This window comes from Klebsiella sp. Lac1, assembly GCF_009825425.1.
In the GTDB taxonomy this organism is placed as follows: domain Bacteria; phylum Pseudomonadota; class Gammaproteobacteria; order Enterobacterales; family Enterobacteriaceae; genus Klebsiella; species Klebsiella electrica.
On the sequence record NZ_VJZJ01000002.1, the window covers coordinates 13,695 to 36,478 of the forward strand.

Here is a 22,784-nt window from a genome sequence, read left to right on the forward strand (position 1 = left end):
GGGGTAACCCCCGGCGCCAGATTGTGCTAACTCCGACGGGAGCAAATCCGTGAAAGACTTATTAAAGTTTCTGAAAGCGCAAACTAAAACCGAAGAGTTTGATGCGATCAAAATTGCTCTGGCATCGCCAGACATGATCCGTTCATGGTCTTTTGGTGAAGTTAAAAAGCCGGAAACCATTAACTACCGTACGTTCAAACCAGAGCGTGACGGCCTTTTCTGCGCCCGTATCTTTGGGCCGGTAAAAGATTACGAGTGCCTGTGCGGTAAGTACAAGCGCCTGAAACACCGTGGTGTTATCTGTGAGAAGTGCGGCGTTGAAGTGACCCAGACCAAAGTGCGTCGTGAGCGCATGGGCCACATCGAACTGGCCTCTCCGACTGCCCACATTTGGTTCCTGAAATCGCTGCCGTCCCGTATCGGCCTGCTGCTGGATATGCCGCTGCGTGATATCGAACGCGTTCTGTACTTCGAATCCTATGTGGTTATCGAAGGCGGGATGACCAACCTGGAACGTAACCAGATCCTGACTGAAGAGCAGTATCTGGATGCGCTGGAAGAGTTTGGTGACGAATTCGATGCGAAGATGGGTGCGGAAGCTATTCAGGCCCTGCTGAAAAGCATGGATCTGGAGCAAGAGTGCGAGCAGCTGCGTGAAGAGCTGAACGAAACTAACTCCGAAACCAAACGTAAAAAGCTGACCAAGCGTATCAAGCTGCTGGAAGCGTTCGTTCAGTCTGGTAACAAGCCGGAGTGGATGATCCTGACCGTTCTGCCGGTTCTGCCGCCAGATCTGCGCCCGCTGGTACCGCTGGATGGTGGTCGTTTCGCGACTTCTGACCTGAACGATCTGTATCGTCGCGTCATTAACCGTAACAACCGTCTGAAACGTCTGCTGGATCTGGCTGCGCCGGATATCATCGTACGCAACGAAAAACGTATGCTGCAGGAAGCGGTCGACGCCCTGCTGGATAACGGTCGTCGCGGTCGTGCGATCACCGGTTCTAACAAGCGTCCTCTGAAATCTTTGGCCGACATGATCAAAGGTAAGCAGGGTCGTTTCCGTCAGAACCTGCTCGGTAAGCGTGTTGACTACTCCGGTCGTTCTGTTATCACCGTAGGTCCATACCTGCGTCTGCATCAGTGCGGTCTGCCGAAGAAAATGGCGCTGGAGCTGTTCAAACCGTTCATTTACGGCAAGCTGGAACTGCGTGGCCTCGCCACCACCATCAAAGCCGCGAAGAAAATGGTTGAGCGCGAAGAAGCTGTCGTTTGGGATATCCTGGACGAAGTTATCCGCGAACACCCGGTACTGCTGAACCGTGCACCAACCCTGCACCGTCTGGGTATCCAGGCATTTGAGCCGGTACTGATCGAAGGTAAAGCTATCCAGCTGCACCCGCTGGTTTGTGCGGCCTATAACGCCGACTTCGATGGTGACCAGATGGCTGTTCACGTACCGCTGACGCTGGAAGCCCAGCTCGAAGCGCGTGCGCTGATGATGTCTACCAACAACATTCTGTCTCCGGCGAACGGCGAGCCAATCATCGTTCCGTCTCAGGACGTTGTACTGGGTCTGTACTACATGACCCGTGACTGTGTTAACGCCAAAGGCGAAGGCATGGTGCTGACTGGCCCGAAAGAAGCGGAGCGTATTTATCGCGCCGGTCTGGCCTCTCTGCATGCGCGCGTTAAAGTGCGTATCACCGAATATGAAAAAGATGAAAACGGCCAGTTCGTTGCGAAAACCAGCCTGAAAGACACGACCGTTGGCCGTGCGATTCTGTGGATGATCGTGCCGAAAGGTCTGCCGTTCTCTATCGTGAACCAGGCGCTGGGTAAGAAAGCCATCTCTAAGATGCTGAATACCTGCTACCGTATTCTGGGCCTGAAACCGACCGTTATTTTTGCGGACCAGACGATGTACACCGGCTTTGCTTATGCAGCGCGTTCAGGTGCATCCGTGGGTATCGATGACATGGTCATCCCGGAGAAAAAACACGAGATCATCTCTGAGGCGGAAGCCGAAGTTGCTGAGATCCAGGAACAGTTCCAGTCCGGTCTGGTTACCGCGGGCGAACGCTATAACAAAGTTATCGATATCTGGGCTGCGGCGAACGATCGTGTATCCAAAGCGATGATGGATAACCTGCAAACCGAAACCGTGATTAACCGTGACGGCGTCGAAGAGCAGCAGGTTTCCTTCAACAGCATCTACATGATGGCCGACTCCGGTGCGCGTGGTTCTGCGGCACAGATTCGTCAGCTGGCAGGTATGCGTGGTCTGATGGCGAAGCCGGATGGCTCCATCATCGAAACGCCAATCACCGCGAACTTCCGTGAAGGTCTGAACGTACTCCAGTACTTCATCTCTACTCACGGTGCGCGTAAAGGTCTGGCGGATACCGCACTGAAAACAGCGAACTCCGGTTACCTGACCCGTCGTCTGGTTGACGTTGCCCAGGATCTGGTTGTCACTGAAGATGACTGCGGCACCCTGGAAGGCATCACCATGACCCCGGTTATCGAGGGTGGCGATGTTAAAGAGCCGCTGCGCGATCGCGTACTGGGTCGTGTGACCGCTGAAGACGTTCTGAAGCCGGGTACCGCGGACATTCTGGTTCCACGCAACACGCTGCTGCACGAGCACTGGTGTGATCTGCTGGAAGAGAACTCCGTTGACTCCGTCAAAGTGCGTTCCGTTGTATCCTGTGACACCGACTTTGGTGTATGTGCGCACTGCTACGGTCGTGACCTGGCGCGTGGCCACATCATCAACAAAGGTGAAGCCATCGGCGTTATCGCGGCACAGTCCATCGGTGAGCCGGGTACACAGCTGACGATGCGTACGTTCCACATCGGTGGTGCGGCATCTCGTGCGGCTGCTGAATCCAGCATTCAGGTGAAAAACAAGGGTAGCATCAAGCTGTCTAACGCCAAGTCGGTTGTTAACTCCGCAGGCAAGCTGGTTGTGACCTCGCGTAACACCGAGCTGAAACTGATCGACGAATTCGGTCGTACCAAAGAAAGCTATAAAGTGCCTTACGGTGCGGTTATGGCGAAAGGCGATGGCGAGCAGGTTGCCGGCGGTGAAACCGTGGCAAACTGGGATCCGCACACCATGCCGGTTATCTCTGAAGTCAGTGGTTTCATCCGCTTTACTGACATGATTGACGGCCAGACCATTACTCGTCAGACCGACGAGCTGACCGGTCTGTCTTCGCTGGTGGTTCTGGATTCTGCAGAACGTACCGCGGGTGGTAAAGATCTGCGTCCGGCGCTGAAAATTGTTGATGCACAGGGCAATGACGTTCTGATCCCAGGTACCGATATGCCTGCTCAGTACTTCCTGCCGGGCAAAGCGATTGTCCAGCTGGAAGATGGCGTACAGATCAGCGCGGGTGACGCTCTGGCGCGTATTCCGCAGGAATCCAGTGGTACCAAGGACATCACCGGTGGTCTGCCGCGCGTTGCGGATCTGTTCGAAGCACGTCGTCCGAAAGAGCCGGCTATCCTGGCGGAAATCAGCGGTATCATTTCCTTCGGTAAAGAAACCAAAGGCAAACGTCGTCTGGTTATCACTCCGTTAGACGGCAGCGATCCGTACGAAGAGATGATTCCGAAATGGCGTCAGCTGAACGTGTTCGAAGGTGAACGTGTAGAGCGTGGTGATGTGGTTTCCGACGGTCCGGAAGCTCCGCACGACATTCTGCGTCTTCGTGGCGTACACGCGGTAACGCGTTATATCACCAACGAAGTGCAGGACGTTTACCGTCTGCAAGGCGTTAAGATTAACGATAAGCACATCGAAGTTATCGTTCGTCAGATGCTGCGTAAAGCGACCATCGAAAGCGCAGGTAGCTCCGACTTCCTGGAAGGCGAACAGGTTGAATACTCCCGCGTCAAGATTGCTAACCGCGATCTGGAAGCGAATGGCAAAGTGGCGGCGACTTACTCCCGCGACCTGCTGGGTATCACCAAAGCGTCTCTGGCAACCGAGTCGTTCATCTCTGCCGCATCGTTCCAGGAGACCACACGTGTCCTGACCGAAGCAGCCGTTGCGGGCAAACGCGACGAACTGCGCGGCCTGAAAGAGAACGTTATCGTCGGTCGTCTGATCCCGGCGGGTACCGGCTATGCGTACCACCAGGATCGTATGCGCCGCCGCGCCGCGGGCGAACAGCCTGCAGCACCTCAGGTGAGCGTGGAAGAAGCTTCTGCTAACCTGGCAGAACTGCTGAACGCAGGTCTGGGCGGTTCCGACAACGATTAATCGTTGACGCTACGCTTAAAAAGCCAGTCAGGTTTCCTGACTGGCTTTTTTATTATCCCGGCGCCGCGCCACGATAATATCCACCTCTGTCTCCTCATAATGAATTACATTCCATTAATATTTCCCCCTCAATTAAGCAGCAAATAATTCATATAAAAACCGGCCGGCTGTTTTTTCTTAATACCCACACTTATTGATGGTAAAAATTCTACACGTATCAAAAAATCAGCAAATCAAAGGCGATATAGTCAAAAAGTCCAATTAATCATGTGATTACTTTTGCTTTTATCTTCGGTTTCATGAAGCCGGGGAGGGCGGGTTATATCCGAAAAATACGCTGGAGGAGATGGCTAAAATAATACGGCAGCGGAAGAGAAGTCTTTTGATTTTCATAGCCAGGGGCTGGGGGAAGCATGGAATTCGCAATACAACTCGTCATTATCTTAATTTGTCTCTTTTATGGTGCCAGAAAAGGCGGTATCGCACTGGGTCTTTTAGGCGGTATCGGGCTGGTTATTTTGGTCTTTGTCTTTCATCTTCAGCCGGGTAAACCGCCGGTTGATGTGATGCTGGTGATCATTGCGGTGGTCGCCGCTTCGGCGACGCTTCAGGCTTCCGGCGGCTTAGATGTGATGCTGCAGATAGCGGAGAAACTTCTGCGGCGCAATCCAAAATATGTCTCCATTGTCGCTCCCTTCGTCACCTGTACGCTGACCATTCTTTGCGGCACTGGCCATGTGGTTTATACGATTTTGCCGATTATTTATGACGTCGCTATCAAGAACAATATTCGCCCCGAGCGCCCGATGGCGGCAAGCTCCATTGGCGCACAGATGGGGATTATCGCCAGCCCGGTGTCTGTGGCGGTGGTGTCATTGGTGGCGATGCTGGGGAATTTTACCTTCAACGGCAAGCACCTCGAATTCCTCGACCTGCTGGCTATTACCATTCCCTCTACGCTGCTGGGGATTCTGGCCATCGGTATTTTTAGCTGGTTCCGCGGTAAAGACTTAGATAAAGACGAGGAGTTTCAGGCTTTCATCTCAACGCCGGAAAACCGTCATTATGTTTATGGCGATACGGCAACGCTGCTGGACCGAAAACTGCCGACCAGTAACTGGGTCGCTATGTGGATCTTCCTCGCCTCGATTGCCGTAGTGGCTGTTCTGGGGGCGTTTTCGGCGCTGCGTCCTGCTTTCGATGGTAAGCCGCTGTCAATGGTGCTGGTGATTCAGATGTTTATGCTGTTCTCCGGCGCGCTCATTATCATCATTACCAAAACAAACCCGGCGTCGATTTCGAAGAATGAGGTTTTCCGCTCGGGGATGATCGCCATTGTGGCGGTGTACGGTATCGCGTGGATGGCGGAAACGATGTTCGGCGCGCACATGTCGGAGATTAAAGGCGTGCTTGGCGAAATGGTGAAGGAGTACCCGTGGGCCTATGCCATCGTCCTGCTGATTGTGTCCAAATTCGTTAATTCCCAGGCGGCGGCGCTGGCGGCGATTGTCCCGGTGGCGCTGGCGATTGGCGTCGATCCGGCCTACATTGTTGCCTCCGCGCCAGCCTGCTACGGCTATTATATTCTGCCAACCTACCCAAGCGACCTGGCGGCGATTCAGTTCGATCGCTCAGGAACGACGCATATCGGTCGCTTTGTGATTAACCATAGCTTTATTCTGCCGGGGCTCATTGGCGTCAGCGTTTCGTGCGTGTTTGGCTGGGTCTTTGCCGCGCTTTACGGTTTCTTGTAATAAAAAAGCAGGTGCCTGAGGGGCACCTGCTATTCACCGCGTTTATTAACTATGCGGTGCGACGATACAGTTCAATCATATCGGTTGCCAGATCCTGTATCACCATGGCATTCATCAGGTGATCCTGGGAGTGAACGGTAATCAGGTTCACCGGCAGCTTGCCTGAGCCTTCATCGAAGCCGATGAGCTGGGTCTGAATTTTATGCGCGTGCTTCACAAACTCATGTGATTCTGCCATTGCCTGCTCGGAAGCCGCAAAATCACCTTTGCGGGCCAGCTGCAGAGCCGTTAATGCTGAACTGCGGGCTGAACCCGCATTCACCAACAGCTCCATGATGATCGTTTCTAAATCTTCCATGACTTACTCCATCAACTTCAGGGCTTTATCGAGAACAGCATCGCCTTTCATCATGCCGTAATCCATCATATCGATAACGGCGACTTTTTTACCAAACGGGTCGGCCAGCGCCTGTAGCTTAGCTTGCTCGTACTTCACCTGAGGACCGAGCAGGATAATATCGGCAGCCGCAAGATTATCTTTAAACTCGGCAACCGGTACGGCTTTGATGGAGACTTCCACCCCCTTTTGTTGCGCAGCAGCCTGCATACGTTGAACCAGCATGCTGGTGGACATTCCAGCGGCGCAGCATAAAACGATATTCTTCATAGTTGATGGCCCTTATGTTCCCTTGATGCATCATCTTTATCGCGGGCCGACAGACACGACAACCGCTTTGCCGTGATTGTGTGTAAGGCATCACAAAATAATGAAACCGGTTTCGGTTTTAGGGTGGAAAACAGTAACAGCCGGGCTGACGGGCCTGTGCAGCCCGGCGAATTTATGCGCGGGTGATACGGTTTTTGCCCTGCTGCTTGGCTTTATAAAGGGCTTCATCAACGCTCACCACCAGCTGCTCCAGGGGCTCCATATTCCATTCGCCCAGGCCCGCGCTGAAGGTTACCGTCAGTCCCTCTTCGCGCCAGGAACGCTGCGCGACGCGTTCCCGCCAGCTCTCCAGCAGCATCAGAGCGTTATCGCTATGCCCGGCGGCGAATAGCACCGCAAATTCTTCGCCGCCGTAGCGATAAAGTGAAATTTGCAGGGGCTGGAGGATCTGCAGCCCTTCGCGGGCGACATTGCGCAGAACGATATCGCCATTGAGGTGGCCCCAGGTGTCATTTATCGTTTTGAAGTTATCAATATCAACCAGCGCGAGAGAGAAGGGCTGATGATCGTTCATCAGCGCGGCAATATCGCTATCGAAGGCGCGCCGGTTCTTGCAGCCGGTTAGCGCGTCGATGGTCGCCTGGCGAACGTAGGTTAACTCGCGCTGCTTATTGCTCTCAATCGCTTTGCTGAGCATCGCTTCCAGGCGTGGGGCGCGCTGTACCTCCCCGGTTTTAATGGCATTAATAATGTTCATCAGCACGGTACGTGACGCATGACGCAGATAGAGTCCGAACAGCACGATGACGATAGCGGCCAGGGCAAAACTCCATGAGACGATGTCCGTTTCATGGCGCGTTAAGTTGATGAGCGCCGAGTTATCGACACGATAAATGACAAACCAGTCGGGGTTGGTAAATGAATAGTAATAGTACCATGCGTCGGTATTGGTATCGTAAAGCTGGCCTTCGCCGCTGGTCATTCTGTCCATCAATGCTTCACTGACGTAGGGTTTAAACAATGCGCCAGGGTCGGGATGCAGAACGACTTTACCATCACGTTGCACAACAAAAAATTCCCCCTGTACCGGGGCGACCATCTGCCGTAACGCGTAGCCCATTGAGATCAGATCGAGATGAAAAGCGAGGCTGCCTTTCAGCCGTCCTTCCGCAGAGATGACGGGTTTGTAGAGGGAAATCGTCGGATGATGCGTGAAGTAGTCGATGTACGGGCTGGTATACCGGCTGAAGGTACTGGCTTCCGCTTGCTTAATAAACCACGGTCTTGATTTGGCGTTGAAGGCCTGGCTGTCTTCGGTCTTAAGGACTTCGGGCGCACGCATATAGTGCCCATCGGTATCCGCCAGCGAAATTGACGAAACGGTCTGCATCATATTTTGCAACTGCATTAACAGCATCAAACCTTTTTCCGGATTGACGTTGACCGCATTGTTCAGCTCATCATTACGTGCGAAGAAAGTCGCGGCGCGACTGAGGATGAAGTCATTGCTACGCAGCAGCGTCTCCGTGTAGTTCGTCGCCATGTTATGGGTGAAGTTGCGGTTAATATGATGATAATCTTCAAGAAGATCTTTTCTTTGCGCCATCGTGGCAAACACCGCGATGAGCAAGAAGCTGAATAAAATACCCGCAAACCCGATCACAATCGGCGCGGTGAAAGAGAGCTTTCTGTTATGACGAGCCATGAATCGTAAATCGTTCCAGAAGAGTTAAACCGTGGGTGAAGACGCAGGTTTAGCCAGCATGCCTGCTGAGCGAATCAGTAAAAACTCCGGTAATTATAACGCTGACGTTGTGATATGGGCTGATTTATATTCGATATGAATAAAACGCCCTGCGTAACGAAGAGGATGGAGCAGGGCGAAAGTGAGGAAGAGAGATCATTCGCCCTGGACAGCATCCGCTGCTGACAAGGGCAGAATAGAGAAACGGCGATATGACCACCATCTTCCGTTTCTCTTATTACGAGCGTCCACGAAGAACATTTAAGGAATGACATTCTTCATCATCAAGACTGGGAAGCGCGTCCCAGCCAGCTATCCCAGTCTTTCCATACCGGCTGTAGTCCGCTGGCCACCAGCGCGCTGGCGACCTCTTCCGGGCGACGATCATCGTGAGGCGCGAACTGCTCCAGCTCCGGATGATTATCGGCATATCCGCCGGGCTGAGTTTTCGAAAAGGCGCTGACGTTGTTGATGGCTAGCGGAATAACCCGATCGCGGAACCAGGGAGATTCGCGGGTGGAGAGCGAGAGTTCAACTTCCGGGGCCAGCAGGCGGAAGGCGCAAATGGTCTGCACCAGCTGCCGCTCATCCATTAATGAGGCGGGCTCGATCCCCCCGGCGCAAGGACGTAGTCGTGGAAAGGAGATGGAGTAGCGGCTGCGCCAGTAGCGTTGCTGGAGCCACAGCAGATGTTCCGCCACCATAAAGCAATCCACGCGCCAGCTGTCGGAGAGGCCAATTAATGCGCCAAGGCCAATCTTATCAATCCCCGCCTGTCCAAGCCTGTCCGGCGTATCCAGCCGCCAGAAGAAGTCCTGCTTTTTGCCTTTCAGATGATGTTTCGCATACATGCTTTCATGATAGGTCTCCTGATAGACCATCACGCCGTCCAGTCCGAGCGTTTTCAGCTCGGCATACTCCTCCATCGCCAGCGGCTGGACCTCCATATGCAGCGAGGCGAACTGGCGACGAATGGCGGGCAGATGCTGGCGAAAATAGTCCATGCCAACTTTGCCCTGATGCTCGCCGGTCACCAGCAGCAGATGCTCAAAGCCCATTTCGCGGATCGCCGCGCATTCACGGGCAATTTCCGCCTCATCCAGGGTCTTGCGCTTAATGCGGTTACTCATTGAGAAACCGCAGTAGGTACAATCGTTGGCGCACAGATTAGAGAGATACAGCGGGACATAAAAGCTGACGGTATTACCAAAACGCTGGCGGGTCAGACGCTGGGCACGCTGCGCCAGAGGCTCCAGATAACCTGCGGCGGCAGGAGAGAGCAGGGCCATCATATCGTCACGGCTGAGCTGTTTTGCCGCAAGGGCGCGTTCAACGTCGGCGGGGGTTTTACTGTTGATACGCAGGCGAATGTCGTCCCAGTCCAGCTGCCGCCAGCGGTCAGTGAAGGTATTCATACCAGCGCCTCCAGAAAGCCGGTCAACGGGCTGGTGGCCTGCGCCTGCGCGCTGCGCGCGCCCGGGCCGGCCTGTCGCGCCAGCAATCCGGCATCAATCGCCAGACGGAAAGCCCGGGCCATGGTGACCGGGTCGTCGGCAACGGCGATGGCGGTATTCACCAGTACCGCGTCAGCGCCCATTTCCAGCGCCTGCGCCGCGTGGCTCGGCACGCCAATACCCGCATCAACCACCACAGGCACCGTGGCCTGCTCGATAATAATCTCCAGCATCGCTTTGGTTTCCAGCCCCTGATTGGAACCTATCGGCGCGCCGAGCGGCATCACCGCCGCGCAGCCCGCCTCTTCCAGACGCTTGCACAGCACCGGATCGGCGCCGCAGTAGGGCAACACCACGAAGCCTTCCCGTACCAGAATTTCTGCCGCTTTCAGCGTTTCAATCGGATCGGGGAGCAGCCAGCGCGCATCCGGGTGGATTTCCAGTTTCAGCCAGTGGGTGCCCAGCGCTTCCCGCGCCAGACGGGCGGCAAATATGGCTTCTTCTGCCGTTTTGGCCCCGGAGGTATTGGGCAGCAGGCTCACGCCAGCCGCCAGCAGCGGCGCGAGGATCGCGTCATCATGCTGACGGAGATCGACGCGCTTCATCGCCAGCGTCACCAGTTGACTGCCGGAGGCGCGAATCGCCTCCACCATGACGTCAGGGGCGGCGAATTTACCGGTACCGGTGAAAAGATGTGATTCAAACGTTTTATCCGCAATACGTAACATGTCAGCCTCCGGCGATAACCTGAAAAAGCAGGATTTGGTCGCCTTCCTGCAGAAGATGGTGTTCCCAGCGCTCACGCGGCAGGATGTGTTGATTGAGCGCCAGCGCGACGCCCGGTTGATGCTGTTCCAGTTGAGTGAGCAGGGTGGCGACGGATGTCGCGTCGGCGCACTGCAACGGTTCATCGTTAAACCATACCTGCATGCTGCCCTCCACATACCGGACAGTCCTGAGCCCGCTGTAATGCGAGCGCGCGCCAGCTGCTGGTGCGGGCATCGAACAGGCGCAGAGTATTACGCGGCGTCGCCATGCCGCTGAGCAGTTTGATCGCCTCCAGCGCCTGCAGGGTACCCATCATGCCCACCACCGGGCCGATAATGCCCGCCGTACGGCAGTTGCGTTCGGGCTCGTTAGCATCCGGCCACAGGCAGCGGTAGCAGCCCTGTTCCCACGGCGGCGTCAGTACCATCAGTTGGCCTCCCAGCCCGACGGCGCTGGCGGTGATCAGCGGTGTCTTAAGCGCGACGCAGGCGGCATTGATAGCCTGGCGGGTCACCATGTTATCGGTGCAATCCAGTACCACATCGGCCTGCGTCACTTCATCCAGCAGGGCCTTTCCGCCTAACCGCTGCTTCAGGGCAATCAGTTCAATCTGCGGGTTGAGACGAGCCAGCCTTGCTCTGGCGGCCGTGGTTTTGGGCTGAGCGATATCATCGCTGGTGAACAGAATTTGCCGCTGGAGGTTGCTGACGTGCACGTCGTCGTCATCGGCCAGCACCAGCGTGCCGACACCGGCACCGGCCAGATAAAGCGCGGCAGGCGAGCCCAGCCCGCCAAGACCGACGATCAGTACCCGGCTGGCCAGCAGCTTTTGCTGGCCTTCGATGGCGATATCCTCCAGCAGCAGCTGGCGGCTATAGCGCATAAAATCGCTGTCATTCATCGCCGACTCCCGCGAGAGTCAGCAACTGCGCGGTGGCCTGCCGCCAGTCAGCCGCCTGAGTAATCGCGCTGACGACCGCAATACTGCCGACGCCGGTTTCCAGTACCGCCGGTGCCCGTGCCAGACTGATGCCGCCGATCGCTACCGTCGGGTAATCCTGCAAACGCTGGATATGGCGGGCAAGCTGCTCCAGTCCCTGAGGGGCGGAAGGCATCTGTTTGGTTTGCGTGGGAAAAACGTGGCCCAGGGCGATGTAGGAGGGGCGTGCGGCCAGCGCGACGTCGATCTCCATATCGTCATGAGTCGAGACCCCAAGACGCAGCCCGGCGTTGCGGATTGCGCTGAGGTCTGTGGTTTCCAGATCCTCCTGGCCTAAATGCACGCCGTAAGCCTGATGTTTTATGGCCAACCGCCAGTAATCATTAATAAACAGTCGGGCGTCGTGTTGGCGTCCCAGGGCAATAGCGGCGATCACATCGTCTTCAACTTCGCTGTCGCGTTTATCCTTGATGCGCAGCTGAATAGTACGCACGCCCGCAGTAAGCAAACGTTCAATCCACTCCACGCTATCGACGACCGGATAGAGTCCTAAGCGGAAGGGGACGGATGGAAAATCGGGTTGGTACATCAGGCTTGCTCCTTACGTAAATAGATCTCACCGCCAAGAGCGCGGAAATCCTGGGATTTGTCGGCCATACCGGCTTCGATATGCTGCCGGGCGGCATAATCGCGGACTTCCTGGGTGATTTTCATTGAACAGAATTTAGGCCCGCACATGGAGCAGAAGTGGGCGACCTTGCCGGACTCCTGCGGCAGCGTTTCATCGTGATAAGCGCGGGCGGTGAACGGGTCGAGCGCGAGGTTAAACTGGTCTTCCCAGCGGAATTCAAACCGCGCTTTGGACATAGCGTTATCGCGGATCTGCGCGCCAGGGTGCCCTTTGGCGAGGTCGGCGGCGTGGGCGGCGATTTTGTAGGTGATCAATCCCTGCTTCACGTCCTCTTTATTGGGCAGGCCGAGATGCTCTTTTGGCGTGACGTAGCAGAGCATGGCGCAGCCGAACCAGCCGATCATCGCCGCACCGATACCGGAGGTGAAGTGGTCATAGCCGGGAGCGATATCGGTGGTTAACGGCCCGAGGGTATAGAACGGCGCTTCGTGACAGTGCTCCAGCTCTTCGGTCATGTTGCGGCGGATCATCTGCATCGGCACGTGACCCGGTCCTTCAATCATCACCTGCACATCATATTCCCAGGCGATTTTGGTGAGTTCGCCCAGGGTATGCAGTTCGGCAAACTGCGCTTCGTCGTTGGCATCCTGAATGGAACCCGGGCGCAGGCCATCGCCTAAGGAGAGCGAGACATCATAGGCGGCGCAGATTTCGCAGATTTCGCGGAAATGCTGGTACAGGAAGTTCTCCTGATGATGGGAAAGGCACCATTTCGCCATGATCGAACCGCCGCGGGAGACAATGCCGGTCAGCCGTCCGGCGGTCATCGGCACATAGCGCAGCAGGACGCCGGCATGGATGGTGAAGTAGTCAACGCCTTGTTCTGCCTGCTCCAGCAGAGTATCGCGGAAGGCTTCCCAGGTGAGGTTTTCGGCGATACCGTTCACCTTCTCCAGCGCCTGGTAAATGGGGACGGTACCGATAGGGACCGGGCTGTTGCGCAGGATCCACTCGCGGGTTTCGTGAATATAGCGCCCGGTGGACAAATCCATCACCGTGTCAGCGCCCCAGCGCGTTGACCACACCAGTTTTTCCACCTCCTCTTCGATGGAGGAGGTCACCGCCGAGTTACCGATATTGGCGTTGACCTTCACCAGGAAATTTCGGCCGATAATCATCGGTTCCGACTCAGGATGGTTGATATTGGCGGGAATAATGGCGCGCCCGGCAGCCACTTCATCGCGGACGAACTCGGCGGAGATATTCTCCGGCAGGCGGGCGCCAAAACCTTCGCCAGGGTGCTGGTGGCGCAACACTTTGCTGCGAATGCGCTCGCGGCCCATATTTTCGCGGATGGCGATGAACGCCATCTCCGGCGTGACGATGCCCTGGCGCGCGTAGTGGAGCTGCGTGACGCATTTACCTGATTTTGCGCGTTTTGGCGTCAGCGAGCCGCTAAAGCGCAGCGCATCGAGCTCCTCATCGGCCAGGCGCGCTTGGGTGTAGAGGGAGCTGCGTTCGTGTAACGGCTCGCAATCGTGACGGGCATCAATCCACGGCTGGCGCAGCTTCGCCAGTCCCTGCCGGACGTCGATGGCTATATCAGGATCGCCGTAGGGGCCGGAGGTGTCATACACCGGTATGGCTTCGTTCTCTTCATACTGTGGGTTGCTTTTGTCGCCGCCAGTAAGCGTGGGGCTGAGCTGGATTTCGCGCATCGGCACGCGAATACTATCCTGTGCACCCTGAACATAGATGCGTCGTGAGCGGGGAAAGGCGGTGCCTTCCAGAGTATCAATAAAGTGTTGTGCGCGTTCGCGCTGCTGTCGGCGGGTCAGTTTTTCTGTAGACATAGCTCATTCCAGATGAAAAGGAGATGGCTTGTCAGACGACGGATGGAGTAACAGATGCGTTTGGTCCCTGAGGGACGGCCGCTCTTTGCAGTTTACTCTTGTTCCCTTCGCAGGTATTAGCCTGATCAGGTTCCGCGGATCCCGAATTAACGGTCTCAGCCTTTTCCAGTGTGGAAAATAGGCACTCCGACAAGATAACACTCCCTCCGTAGAGGGAGAATGTCTGTAAATTACTCGTTAACGGTTCACAACTCAAGCCGTCGGCGCGATATTGTCGCTGACGTTATCTTTCAGGTTGTACGAAATGGCGAGGGCGATCAGCTTATCTTCCAGCGCAAAGCGGGCTTCCAGCGCTTCGCCGATGTCGGACAGCGCCTGCTGGAACTCAAGATAATTATCGTGATCGATGGCGTTTTCGAGGCAGGAGTCGTAGTCATCCATAATTTGCTGGGTATTGGCTTCCAGCTGCGGATAGAGCCTGGTAACCGCCAAAAGTGGCGTATCACCTTCCATTTCGCCAAGAATGCGTTCATAAATACTAAAATGGCCGGAGGAGAGATAATCCACCAGGCTTTGGCAAAAGTTATCCAGCGCCTTTTCGTTAAGCCGCATAAAGGATTCTTTTCCCGGTTTCAGGCCAACCAGCTTGTAGTAAGCGACGAGCAAATGCTTACGTACATGCAGCCAGCGATCGACCAGTTCATTACTGCCTCCAACACGTTCCGTCAGGTTTTCCAGCTGGTTTAACATGGTTGACTCCGCAAGATTAAGAAAATAACGTTGCTCACCAAAATGTAAATATAATGTTAAAAGTGCCAGTAAAACGAAGGTAGTGCAATAGATATGGATCGTATTATTGAAAAATTAGATAGCGGCTGGTGGATAGTCAGTCACGAACAGAAATTATGGTTACCCGACGGGGAATTACCACATGGCGAAGCGGTAAATTTCAATCTTGTCGGCCAGCACGCGCTGCATATTGGCGAATGGCAAGGCGATGCGGTGTGGATGGTGTGCCAGGATCGTCGGCATGATATGGGATCGTTGCGGCAGTTATTGGATCAGGATCCGGGGTTGTTTCAGCTGGCGGGGCGCGGGATTCAGCTCGCCGAATTTTACCGCTCGCATAAATTCTGCGGTTACTGCGGGCATCCAATGCATCCGAGCAAAACCGAATGGGCGATGCTCTGCAGCCACTGCCGCGAACGTTATTACCCGCAAATCGCGCCCTGCATGATCGTGGCGATTCGCCGGGACGATTCTATCTTGCTGGCGCAGCATACCCGCCATCGTAATGGCATACATACGGTGCTGGCCGGGTTTGTCGAAGTGGGAGAGACCCTTGAGGAGGCGGTTGCCCGCGAGGTCATGGAAGAGTGCGGTCTGAAGGTGAAAAATTTGCGCTATGTGACCTCCCAGCCGTGGCCGTTCCCGCAGTCGCTGATGACCGCATTTATGGCGGAATATGACAGCGGCGACATTGTTATCGATGAAAAAGAGCTGCTGCAGGCTGGCTGGTATCGCTATGACGATTTACCGCTGCTGCCGCCGCCGGGTACCGTAGCGCGCCGCCTGATAGAAGACACCGTGGCAATGTGTCGGGCTGACGAGGAATGACGTGATACAATAACGGCCTGACGCTTAAGGAACTGCAAAATGACCGAACTGAAGAACGATCGTTATCTGCGTGCGCTGCTGCGCCAACCCGTTGATGTGACCCCGGTGTGGATGATGCGCCAGGCGGGCCGTTATTTACCGGAGTACAAAGCCACTCGCGCCCAGGCCGGCGATTTTATGTCGCTGTGCAAAAACGCCGAGCTGGCCTGCGAAGTCACATTGCAGCCGCTGCGCCGCTATAAACTGGATGCAGCTATCCTCTTCTCGGACATTTTGACCATCCCCGACGCAATGGGGCTGGGGCTCTATTTTGAAACTGGCGAAGGTCCCCGTTTCACCTCGACGATTACCGGTAAGGCCGATGTCGACAAACTGCCGGTGCCCGATCCGGAAGATGAGCTCGGCTACGTGATGAATGCCGTGCGGACGATTCGCCGCGAATTAAAAGGCGAGGTTCCGCTAATTGGCTTCTCCGGCAGCCCGTGGACGCTGGCGACCTATATGGTTGAAGGCGGGAGCAGCAAGGCGTTTACCGTGATCAAGAAAATGATGTATGCCGACCCGCAGGCGCTGCATGCGCTGCTCGAAAAGCTGGCCAAAAGCGTCACCCTGTACCTGAACGCCCAAATCAAAGCGGGCGCCCAGTCGGTGATGATTTTCGATACCTGGGGTGGCGTGCTGACCGGCCGCGATTATCAGCAGTTCTCGCTGTACTACATGCACAAAATCGTTGATGGCCTGCTGCGCGAAAACGAAGGCCGCCGCGTCCCGGTGACGTTATTCACCAAAGGCGGCGGACAGTGGCTGGAAGCGATGGCCGAAACCGGCTGCGATGCGCTGGGTCTCGACTGGACCACCGATATCGCCGACGCGCGTCGTCGGGTCGGTCACAAAGTGGCGCTGCAGGGCAATATGGATCCTTCCATGCTGTATGCGCCTGCTGGCCGTATTGAAGAGGAAGTCGCGACCATACTGGCCGGTTTTGGTCAGGGAGAAGGCCATGTCTTCAACCTCGGTCATGGCATCCATCAGGATGTGAACCCTGAACACGCCGGCGTATTTGTGGAAGCGGTGCACCGGCTGTCGGCACAATACCATCGCTAAGGAGCGAGTATGGATCTGGCGTCGCTACGCCAACGGCAGCAGGAGCTGGCCGCATCGGTGATTCGTGAGGATCGGCTGGATAGCGATCCTCCCCGGCTGATCGGCGGTGCGGACGTTGGCTTCGAGCAAGAAGGAGAAGTGACGCGGGCGGCTATTGTGCTGCTCGCCTGGCCCTCTCTGGAACTGGTTGAATATCAGGTGGCGCGAGTGGCCACCACCATGCCGTATATCCCCGGTTTTCTCTCCTTTCGTGAAACGCCCGCTTTGCTGGCAGCGTGGCAGCAGCTTGCACAAAAACCGGATCTGCTCTTTGTCGATGGCCACGGGATTTCCCATCCCCGGCGTCTGGGCGTCGCCAGCCATTTTGGCCTGCTGGTGGATGTCCCGACCATCGGGGTGGCCAAAAAACGCCTGTGCGGTCAGTTTACGCTGCCCGGCGATGAGCCGGGAGCGCTGGCGCCGCTGATAGATAAAAACGAGCAGCTGGCGTGGGTCTGGCGCAGCAAAGCGCGCTGCAATCCGCTGTTTGTCAGCACCGGCCATCGGGTGGCTCTCGATAGCGCGCTGACATGGGTTCAGCGCTGCATCAAGGGCTACCGCTTGCCGGAGCCTACGCGCTGGGCCGATGCGGTTGCCTCGCGGCGTCCGGCGTTTGTGCGTTGGCAAGCAAATCACTGCTGATTCAGGTACACTGCGGCTAATTTCTGACTTCGAGAATTCATCATGTTACAAAACCCGATTCATCTGCGCCTGGAGAAGCTGGAAAGCTGGCAGCACGTCACCTTTATGGCCTGTTTGTGCGAGCGCATGTACCCCAATTACGCGATGTTCTGCCAGCAAACCGAATTTGCCGATGGCCAGCTGTATCGTCGTATCCTCGATCTGATTTGGGAAACCCTGACCGTCAAGGATGCGAAGGTGAATTTCGATAGCCAGCTGGAAAAACTGGAAGAGGCAATTCCGGCTGCCGATGACTATGATTTGTACGGCGTGTATCCGGCTATCGACGCCTGCGTTGCTCTGAGTGAACTGATTCATTCGCGTCTGAGCGGAGAAACGCTTGAGCATGCCATTGAGGTGAGCAAGAGCTCGATCACCACCGTCGCGATGCTGGAAATGACCCAGGCGGGTCGCGAAATGACCGACGAAGAGCTCAAAGAGAACCCGGCGGTTGAGCAAGAATGGGATATTCAGTGGGAAATTTTCCGCCTGCTGGCCGACTGTGAAGAACGCGATATCGAACTGATCAAAGGGCTGCGCGCAGACCTTCGTGAAGCCGGCGAGAGCAATATTGGTATAAATTTTCAGCAGTGAGACCAGAAAACGTGATTTACCGCCTGAATTGTAGCGTCTGAAGGCTTCCATTCCGCCCCCCGTCTGGTCTACATTTGGAGGGCGAAAAAAAGTGGCTATCGGTGCGTGTATGCAGGAGAGTGCTTTTCAGGCATTTCCGTCGCACTCGGTGCTTAGCAAGCGATAAACACATTGTAAGGATAACTTATGAACAAGACTCAACTGATTGATGTAATTGCGGACAAAGCTGACCTGTCCAAAGCACAGGCAAAAGCTGCCCTGGAATCTACCCTGGCTGCAATTACTGAGTCTCTGAAAGAAGGTGATGCTGTTCAACTGGTTGGTTTCGGTACCTTCAAAGTGAACCACCGCGCTGAGCGTACTGGCCGCAACCCGCAGACCGGTAACGAAATCAAAATTGCCGCTGCTAACGTGCCGGCATTTGTTTCTGGTAAAGCGCTGAAAGACGCCGTTAAGTAAGACTGCGTGGCAGTGTACAGTTTTAACGAAGGGGCCTTAAAGCCCCTTTTGTCTATCTGGCGTCGCGTATTGATGCTGGCGGGCGTCGTGCTGATCTCTGCCTGTAGCCATGACTCTTCTGTCCCGCCTTTTACCGCCAGCGGGTATGCGGACAACCAGGGCGCGATGCGTATCTGGCGTCTGGATTCCAACGGCGAAGTGCATCTGCTTGCCGCCTTCAGCCCGTGGCGTCACGGCAATACTTCAACCAGCGAATACCGCTGGCAGGGTGACCGACTCACGCTTATCGAACTCAATGTCTACGGCAAACCGACGGAACACATTCGCGCCCGTTTTGATGACCAGGGCGAGCTGAGCTTTATGCAGCGCGAAGTGGACGGACAAAAACAACAGCTTTCCAGCGATCAGGTGGCGCTTTACCGCTACCGGGCAACGCAAATTCGCCAGACCAGCGACGCCTTGCGGCAAGGACGCGTTGTTCTGCGTCAGGGACGCTGGCATGCCAACCACACCGTGACGACCTGTGAAGGGCAAACCGTGAAGCCGGATCTGGATGCCCGGGCCTTAGCTCACATTGAACGCCGCCAGAATCACTCTTCCGTTGAGGTGAGCGTGGCGTGGCTGGAAGCCTCAGAGGGCGCTCAGCTTTTGCTGGTGGCCAACGAAGATTTCTGTACCTGGCAGCCGCAGGAAAAAACCTTCTGACGTTCTGTCAAAGAGGCTTTGCGCACCCGGCGCCTGTTCTTCTCCATACGTTAGCTCTGAGGCGCCTGACCGCATGCGCTCCGCAACATGATGGCGGACGATAAAAAAAACGGGCGACTCCAGAATGAAGCCGCCCGTCAATAAGGCCTGTTATGAGGTCACGCTCAAGCGCTAGCGTTGCTCGCGGGCGATTGCGCGCCAGCCAATATCGCTACGGCTGAAGCTACCTTCCCAATGAATACCGGTCAGGAGTTCGTAGGCGCGCTGCTGCGCCTGGGCCACGGTGTCACCCAATGCCGTCACGCACAGTACGCGGCCGCCATTCGTCACCACGCGCTGGTCATCGGTAAGCTTCGTCCCGGCATGGAAGACCTTGCCATCCACAGCTTCTTGCTGCGGCAGGCCGAAGATTTCGTCGCCGGTGGCGTAGTTGCCCGGATAGCCGCCTGCGGCGACCACGATACCCAGCGAGGCGCGATCGTCCCACTCGGAGGTTTTCTCATCCAGTTTTCCGTCGCAGGCGGCGAGGCACAGCTCCACCATGTCGGATTTCATACGCAGCATAATGGGCTGCGTTTCCGGATCGCCGAAACGGCAGTTGAACTCGATAACTTTTGGATTGCCCTGTTTGTCGATCATCAGACCGGCGTACAGGAACCCGGTATAGGTATTGCCTTCCGCCGCCATACCTTTGACCGTTGGCCAAATGATGCGATCCATGGTGCGCTGATGAACCTCATCGGTGACCACCGGGGCGGGTGAATAGGCGCCCATACCACCGGTGTTCGGACCGGTATCGCCATTACCTACGCGTTTGTGGTCCTGGCTGGTGGCCATCGGCAGAACGTGCTCGCCGTCGACCATGACGATAAAGCTGGCTTCTTCGCCGTCGAGGAACTCTTCGATCACGATCCGATGGCCCGCGTCGCCAAAGGCGTTGCCGGCCAGCATATCCTGAACCGCCTCTTCCGCTTCTTGCAGCGTCATCGCGACAATCACGCCTTTACCGGCTGCCAGACCGTCCGCCTTGATAACAATCGGCGCACCTTTTTCGCGCAGATAGGCCAGCGCAGGTTCGACTTCGGTGAAGTTCTGATATTCCGCGGTCGGAATGTTATGCCGCGCGAGGAAATCTTTGGTAAAGGCTTTTGAACCTTCCAGCTGGGCGGCGCCTTCGGTCGGGCCGAAGATTTTCAGGCCCGCGGCGCGGAACGCATCGACAATGCCAATCACCAGCGGCGCTTCCGGACCGACGATGGTCAGATCGATCTTTTCGCGCTGGGCAAAGTCCAGCAGCGCCGGAATATCGGTCACACCGATATTGACGTTTTGCAGCGCGGGTTCCAGAGCGGTGCCGGCGTTACCCGGCGCGACGTAGACGGTGTCGACCAGCGGAGACTGTGCCGCTTTCCATCCCAGCGCGTGCTCGCGGCCGCCGTTGCCAATCACTAATACTTTCATGTTCTGCTCCGTGAATTAATGGCGGAAGTGGCGCATGTCGGTGAAGATCATCGCAATACCGTGTTCGTCGGCTGCGGCAATCACCTCATCGTCGCGGATAGAACCGCCAGGTTGGATCACGCAGGTTACGCCAACCGCCGCAGCCGCATCGATACCGTCACGGAACGGGAAGAAGGCATCGGAGGCCATTGCCGAACCTTTGACTTCCAGACCTTCGTCACCGGCTTTAATCCCGGCGATTTTGGCAGAGTAAACGCGGCTCATCTGGCCCGCGCCGATGCCGATAGTCATATTCTCTTTGGCGTAAACAATGGCGTTGGATTTCACGAACTTCGCCACTTTCCAGCAGAACAGCGCATCACGCAGTTCTTGTTCCGTCGGCTGGCGTTTGCTGACCACGCGCAGTTCACCGGCGCTGACCATGCCCAGATCGCGATCCTGAACCAGCAGGCCGCCGTTAACGCGTTTGAAATCGAGACCTGGAACGCGTGCCGCCCACTCGCCGCAGGTCAGAACGCGGACGTTCTGTTTGGCCGCCGTTATCTTCAGGGCCTCTTCGCTGGCGGATGGCGCAATGATCACTTCAACAAACTGACGAGAAATGATGGCCTGCGCGGTTTCTGCATCCAGCTCGCGGTTGAAGGCGATAATGCCGCCGAATGCGGAGGTCGGGTCGGTTTTGTAGGCACGATCGTAAGCATCCAGAATTGAGGAGCTGACCGCAACGCCGCATGGGTTGGCGTGTTTAACAATCACGCAGGCCGGTTCGCTGAACTCTTTCACACACTCCAGCGCCGCATCGGTATCGGCGATGTTGTTATAAGAAAGGGCTTTGCCCTGAACCTGAGTAGCGGTCGCAACCGACGCTTCTTTAATTTCTTCTTCTATATAGAAGGCAGCCTGCTGATGGCTGTTCTCGCCGTAGCGCATATCCTGCTTCTTAATAAAGTTCAGGTTCAGCGTACGCGGGAAGCGGCCGGAGGCTTCCTGAGTCTCACCGTGATAGGCCGGAACCATGCTGCCGAAGTAGTTGGCAATCATGCTGTCGTAGGCGGCGGTGTGCTCGAAAGCTTTAATGGCGAGATCGAAGCGGGTTTCCAGCGTCAGGGAACCGTCATTCGCATCCATCTCTTTAATAATGGCGTTGTAGTCATGGCTCTTCACGACGATAGCCACGTCTTTATGGTTCTTGGCCGCGGAGCGCACCATTGTCGGGCCGCCGATATCGATGTTTTCCACCGCATCTTCCAGCGAGCAACCTTCGCGGGCGACGGTCTGGGCGAACGGATAAAGGTTAACAACAACCATATCGATAGGAGAGATAGCGTGCTGGGCCATGATCTCGTCATCCTGGCCGCGACGGCCGAGAATGCCGCCGTGTACTTTTGGATGCAGGGTCTTAACGCGTCCATCCATCATTTCCGGGAAACCGGTGTAGTCAGAGACTTCGGTTACCGGCAGGCCTTTCTCAGCCAGCAGGCGTGCGGTACCACCCGTAGACAGTAGCTCAACACCACGAGCGGAAAGAGCCTGCGCGAATTCGACGATACCGGCCTTGTCAGAAACACTGAGCAGAGCGCGGCGGACTGGACGACGTTGTTGCATGGTATTAAATCCCCAGGATTTGAACATTACAGAGAGCGTTAGGTGAATTTTTGTCTAAAAACTCACCTGACGCACCCCACCGGGCATCCTTGTCATAGCGCGGCATTGTAACGAAAACGTTTGCGCAACGCTCGCGAATTTTTATCTTTCTCTTTTTTGCCGCTCTCTTCTTTATATAGAAGGGGCTTTTGCTGGGCTTTATGCGCTAACAAGCGGTACGGTCTGTGGATAATTCTGTGTGTAACAGGGTATAAAGCGGGGTTTTGCTGGGGAATGCAGCAGTCAGTCATTTTTCTGCAATTTTTCTATTGCGGGCGTTCGAGAACTCCCTATAATGCGCCTCCATCGACACGGAACAACGGCAGACAAGCCGCCGGGTTGAAAGAGAAAACTTCTGAAAAATGAGGTTGACTCTGAAAGAGGAAAGCGTAATAT

20 protein-coding genes and 1 riboswitch are annotated in these 22,784 nt (G+C 55.7%); of the genes, 8 read left to right on the forward strand and 12 right to left on the reverse strand.

The window, feature by feature from the left end; all coding sequences use genetic code 11:
• Positions 1–49: 49 nt before the first annotated feature.
• Positions 50–4,273 carry a DNA-directed RNA polymerase subunit beta' gene (gene rpoC, locus FNY10_RS15505; protein ID WP_015585387.1) on the forward strand — a complete coding sequence of 1,408 codons (4,224 nt, stop codon included), beginning with the start codon at positions 50–52 and terminating at the stop codon, positions 4,271–4,273.
• A gap of 413 nt (positions 4,274–4,686) precedes the next feature.
• On the forward strand, positions 4,687–6,027 hold the full coding sequence (locus FNY10_RS15510; RefSeq protein ID WP_100686240.1) for an anaerobic C4-dicarboxylate transporter: 1,341 nt from the start codon (positions 4,687–4,689) through the stop codon (positions 6,025–6,027).
• A gap of 49 nt (positions 6,028–6,076) precedes the next feature.
• Here FNY10_RS15510 and FNY10_RS15515 read toward each other — a convergent pair whose 3' ends face one another.
• The 10 genes from FNY10_RS15515 to rsd form a co-directional block, all read right to left on the reverse strand.
• A complete protein-coding gene (locus FNY10_RS15515; RefSeq protein WP_160705042.1) occupies positions 6,077–6,385 on the reverse strand; it encodes a PTS lactose/cellobiose transporter subunit IIA in 309 nt (102 codons plus the stop codon).
• Between the two features lie 3 nt (positions 6,386–6,388).
• Positions 6,389–6,694 carry a PTS sugar transporter subunit IIB gene (locus FNY10_RS15520; RefSeq protein WP_041143545.1) on the reverse strand — a complete coding sequence of 102 codons (306 nt, stop codon included), beginning with the start codon at positions 6,692–6,694 and terminating at the stop codon, positions 6,389–6,391.
• A gap of 172 nt (positions 6,695–6,866) precedes the next feature.
• Positions 6,867–8,399, reverse strand: coding sequence for a sensor domain-containing diguanylate cyclase (locus FNY10_RS15525; RefSeq protein ID WP_160705041.1), 1,533 nt, complete (start codon positions 8,397–8,399; stop codon positions 6,867–6,869).
• A 323-nt stretch (positions 8,400–8,722) separates the two neighbouring features.
• On the reverse strand, positions 8,723–9,853 hold the full coding sequence (thiH, locus tag FNY10_RS15530; RefSeq protein ID WP_100686237.1) for a 2-iminoacetate synthase ThiH: 1,131 nt from the start codon (positions 9,851–9,853) through the stop codon (positions 8,723–8,725).
• On the reverse strand, positions 9,850–10,620 hold the full coding sequence (gene thiG / locus FNY10_RS15535; RefSeq protein WP_160705040.1) for a thiazole synthase: 771 nt from the start codon (positions 10,618–10,620) through the stop codon (positions 9,850–9,852). Before thiG ends, thiH begins: the two co-directional genes overlap by 4 nt.
• Position 10,621: 1 nt before the next feature.
• A complete protein-coding gene (gene thiS / locus FNY10_RS15540; RefSeq protein WP_100686235.1) occupies positions 10,622–10,822 on the reverse strand; it encodes a sulfur carrier protein ThiS in 201 nt (66 codons plus the stop codon).
• Positions 10,806–11,561 carry a HesA/MoeB/ThiF family protein gene (locus FNY10_RS15545; protein WP_131050657.1) on the reverse strand — a complete coding sequence of 252 codons (756 nt, stop codon included), beginning with the start codon at positions 11,559–11,561 and terminating at the stop codon, positions 10,806–10,808. Before FNY10_RS15545 ends, thiS begins: the two co-directional genes overlap by 17 nt.
• Complete coding sequence (gene thiE, locus FNY10_RS15550; protein ID WP_131050656.1) at positions 11,554–12,189, reverse strand: thiamine phosphate synthase; 636 nt, start codon at positions 12,187–12,189, stop codon at positions 11,554–11,556. Before thiE ends, FNY10_RS15545 begins: the two co-directional genes overlap by 8 nt.
• Entirely contained in the window at positions 12,189–14,084 is a 1,896-nt protein-coding gene (gene thiC / locus FNY10_RS15555) for a phosphomethylpyrimidine synthase ThiC (protein WP_141965644.1), read from the reverse strand. Before thiC ends, thiE begins: the two co-directional genes overlap by 1 nt.
• An 85-nt stretch (positions 14,085–14,169) precedes the next feature.
• A riboswitch (TPP riboswitch) is annotated at positions 14,170–14,283 on the reverse strand.
• A 53-nt stretch (positions 14,284–14,336) separates the two neighbouring features.
• The gene (rsd, locus tag FNY10_RS15560; protein ID WP_131050654.1) at positions 14,337–14,834 is read right to left on the reverse strand and encodes a sigma D regulator; all 498 of its coding nucleotides are present in this window, start codon (positions 14,832–14,834) and stop codon (positions 14,337–14,339) included.
• 93 nt (positions 14,835–14,927) lie between these two features.
• On the opposite strand from rsd, the gene nudC reads away from it, so the two are divergent.
• From nudC to FNY10_RS15590, 6 genes are all read left to right on the forward strand, one after another.
• Positions 14,928–15,701 carry an NAD(+) diphosphatase gene (nudC, locus tag FNY10_RS15565; protein ID WP_131050653.1) on the forward strand — a complete coding sequence of 258 codons (774 nt, stop codon included), beginning with the start codon at positions 14,928–14,930 and terminating at the stop codon, positions 15,699–15,701.
• 39 nt (positions 15,702–15,740) lie between these two features.
• Positions 15,741–16,805 carry a uroporphyrinogen decarboxylase gene (gene hemE / locus FNY10_RS15570; protein WP_131050652.1) on the forward strand — a complete coding sequence of 355 codons (1,065 nt, stop codon included), beginning with the start codon at positions 15,741–15,743 and terminating at the stop codon, positions 16,803–16,805.
• A gap of 9 nt (positions 16,806–16,814) precedes the next feature.
• Positions 16,815–17,486 carry a deoxyribonuclease V gene (nfi, locus tag FNY10_RS15575; protein WP_160705039.1) on the forward strand — a complete coding sequence of 224 codons (672 nt, stop codon included), beginning with the start codon at positions 16,815–16,817 and terminating at the stop codon, positions 17,484–17,486.
• 42 nt (positions 17,487–17,528) lie between these two features.
• A complete protein-coding gene (locus FNY10_RS15580; RefSeq protein ID WP_004097673.1) occupies positions 17,529–18,119 on the forward strand; it encodes a YjaG family protein in 591 nt (196 codons plus the stop codon).
• Positions 18,120–18,305: 186 nt separating this feature from the next.
• Positions 18,306–18,578, forward strand: coding sequence for a nucleoid-associated protein HU-alpha (hupA, locus tag FNY10_RS15585; RefSeq protein WP_004097675.1), 273 nt, complete (start codon positions 18,306–18,308; stop codon positions 18,576–18,578).
• Between the two features lie 12 nt (positions 18,579–18,590).
• Positions 18,591–19,283, forward strand: coding sequence for a DUF1481 domain-containing protein (locus FNY10_RS15590; RefSeq protein ID WP_142255939.1), 693 nt, complete (start codon positions 18,591–18,593; stop codon positions 19,281–19,283).
• Between the two features lie 171 nt (positions 19,284–19,454).
• On the opposite strand, the gene purD is transcribed toward FNY10_RS15590, so the two are convergent.
• Positions 19,455–20,744 carry a phosphoribosylamine--glycine ligase gene (gene purD / locus FNY10_RS15595; RefSeq protein ID WP_100686226.1) on the reverse strand — a complete coding sequence of 430 codons (1,290 nt, stop codon included), beginning with the start codon at positions 20,742–20,744 and terminating at the stop codon, positions 19,455–19,457.
• A 15-nt stretch (positions 20,745–20,759) separates the two neighbouring features.
• The gene (gene purH, locus FNY10_RS15600; protein WP_131050650.1) at positions 20,760–22,349 is read right to left on the reverse strand and encodes a bifunctional phosphoribosylaminoimidazolecarboxamide formyltransferase/IMP cyclohydrolase; all 1,590 of its coding nucleotides are present in this window, start codon (positions 22,347–22,349) and stop codon (positions 20,760–20,762) included.
• Positions 22,350–22,784 lie beyond the last annotated feature (435 nt).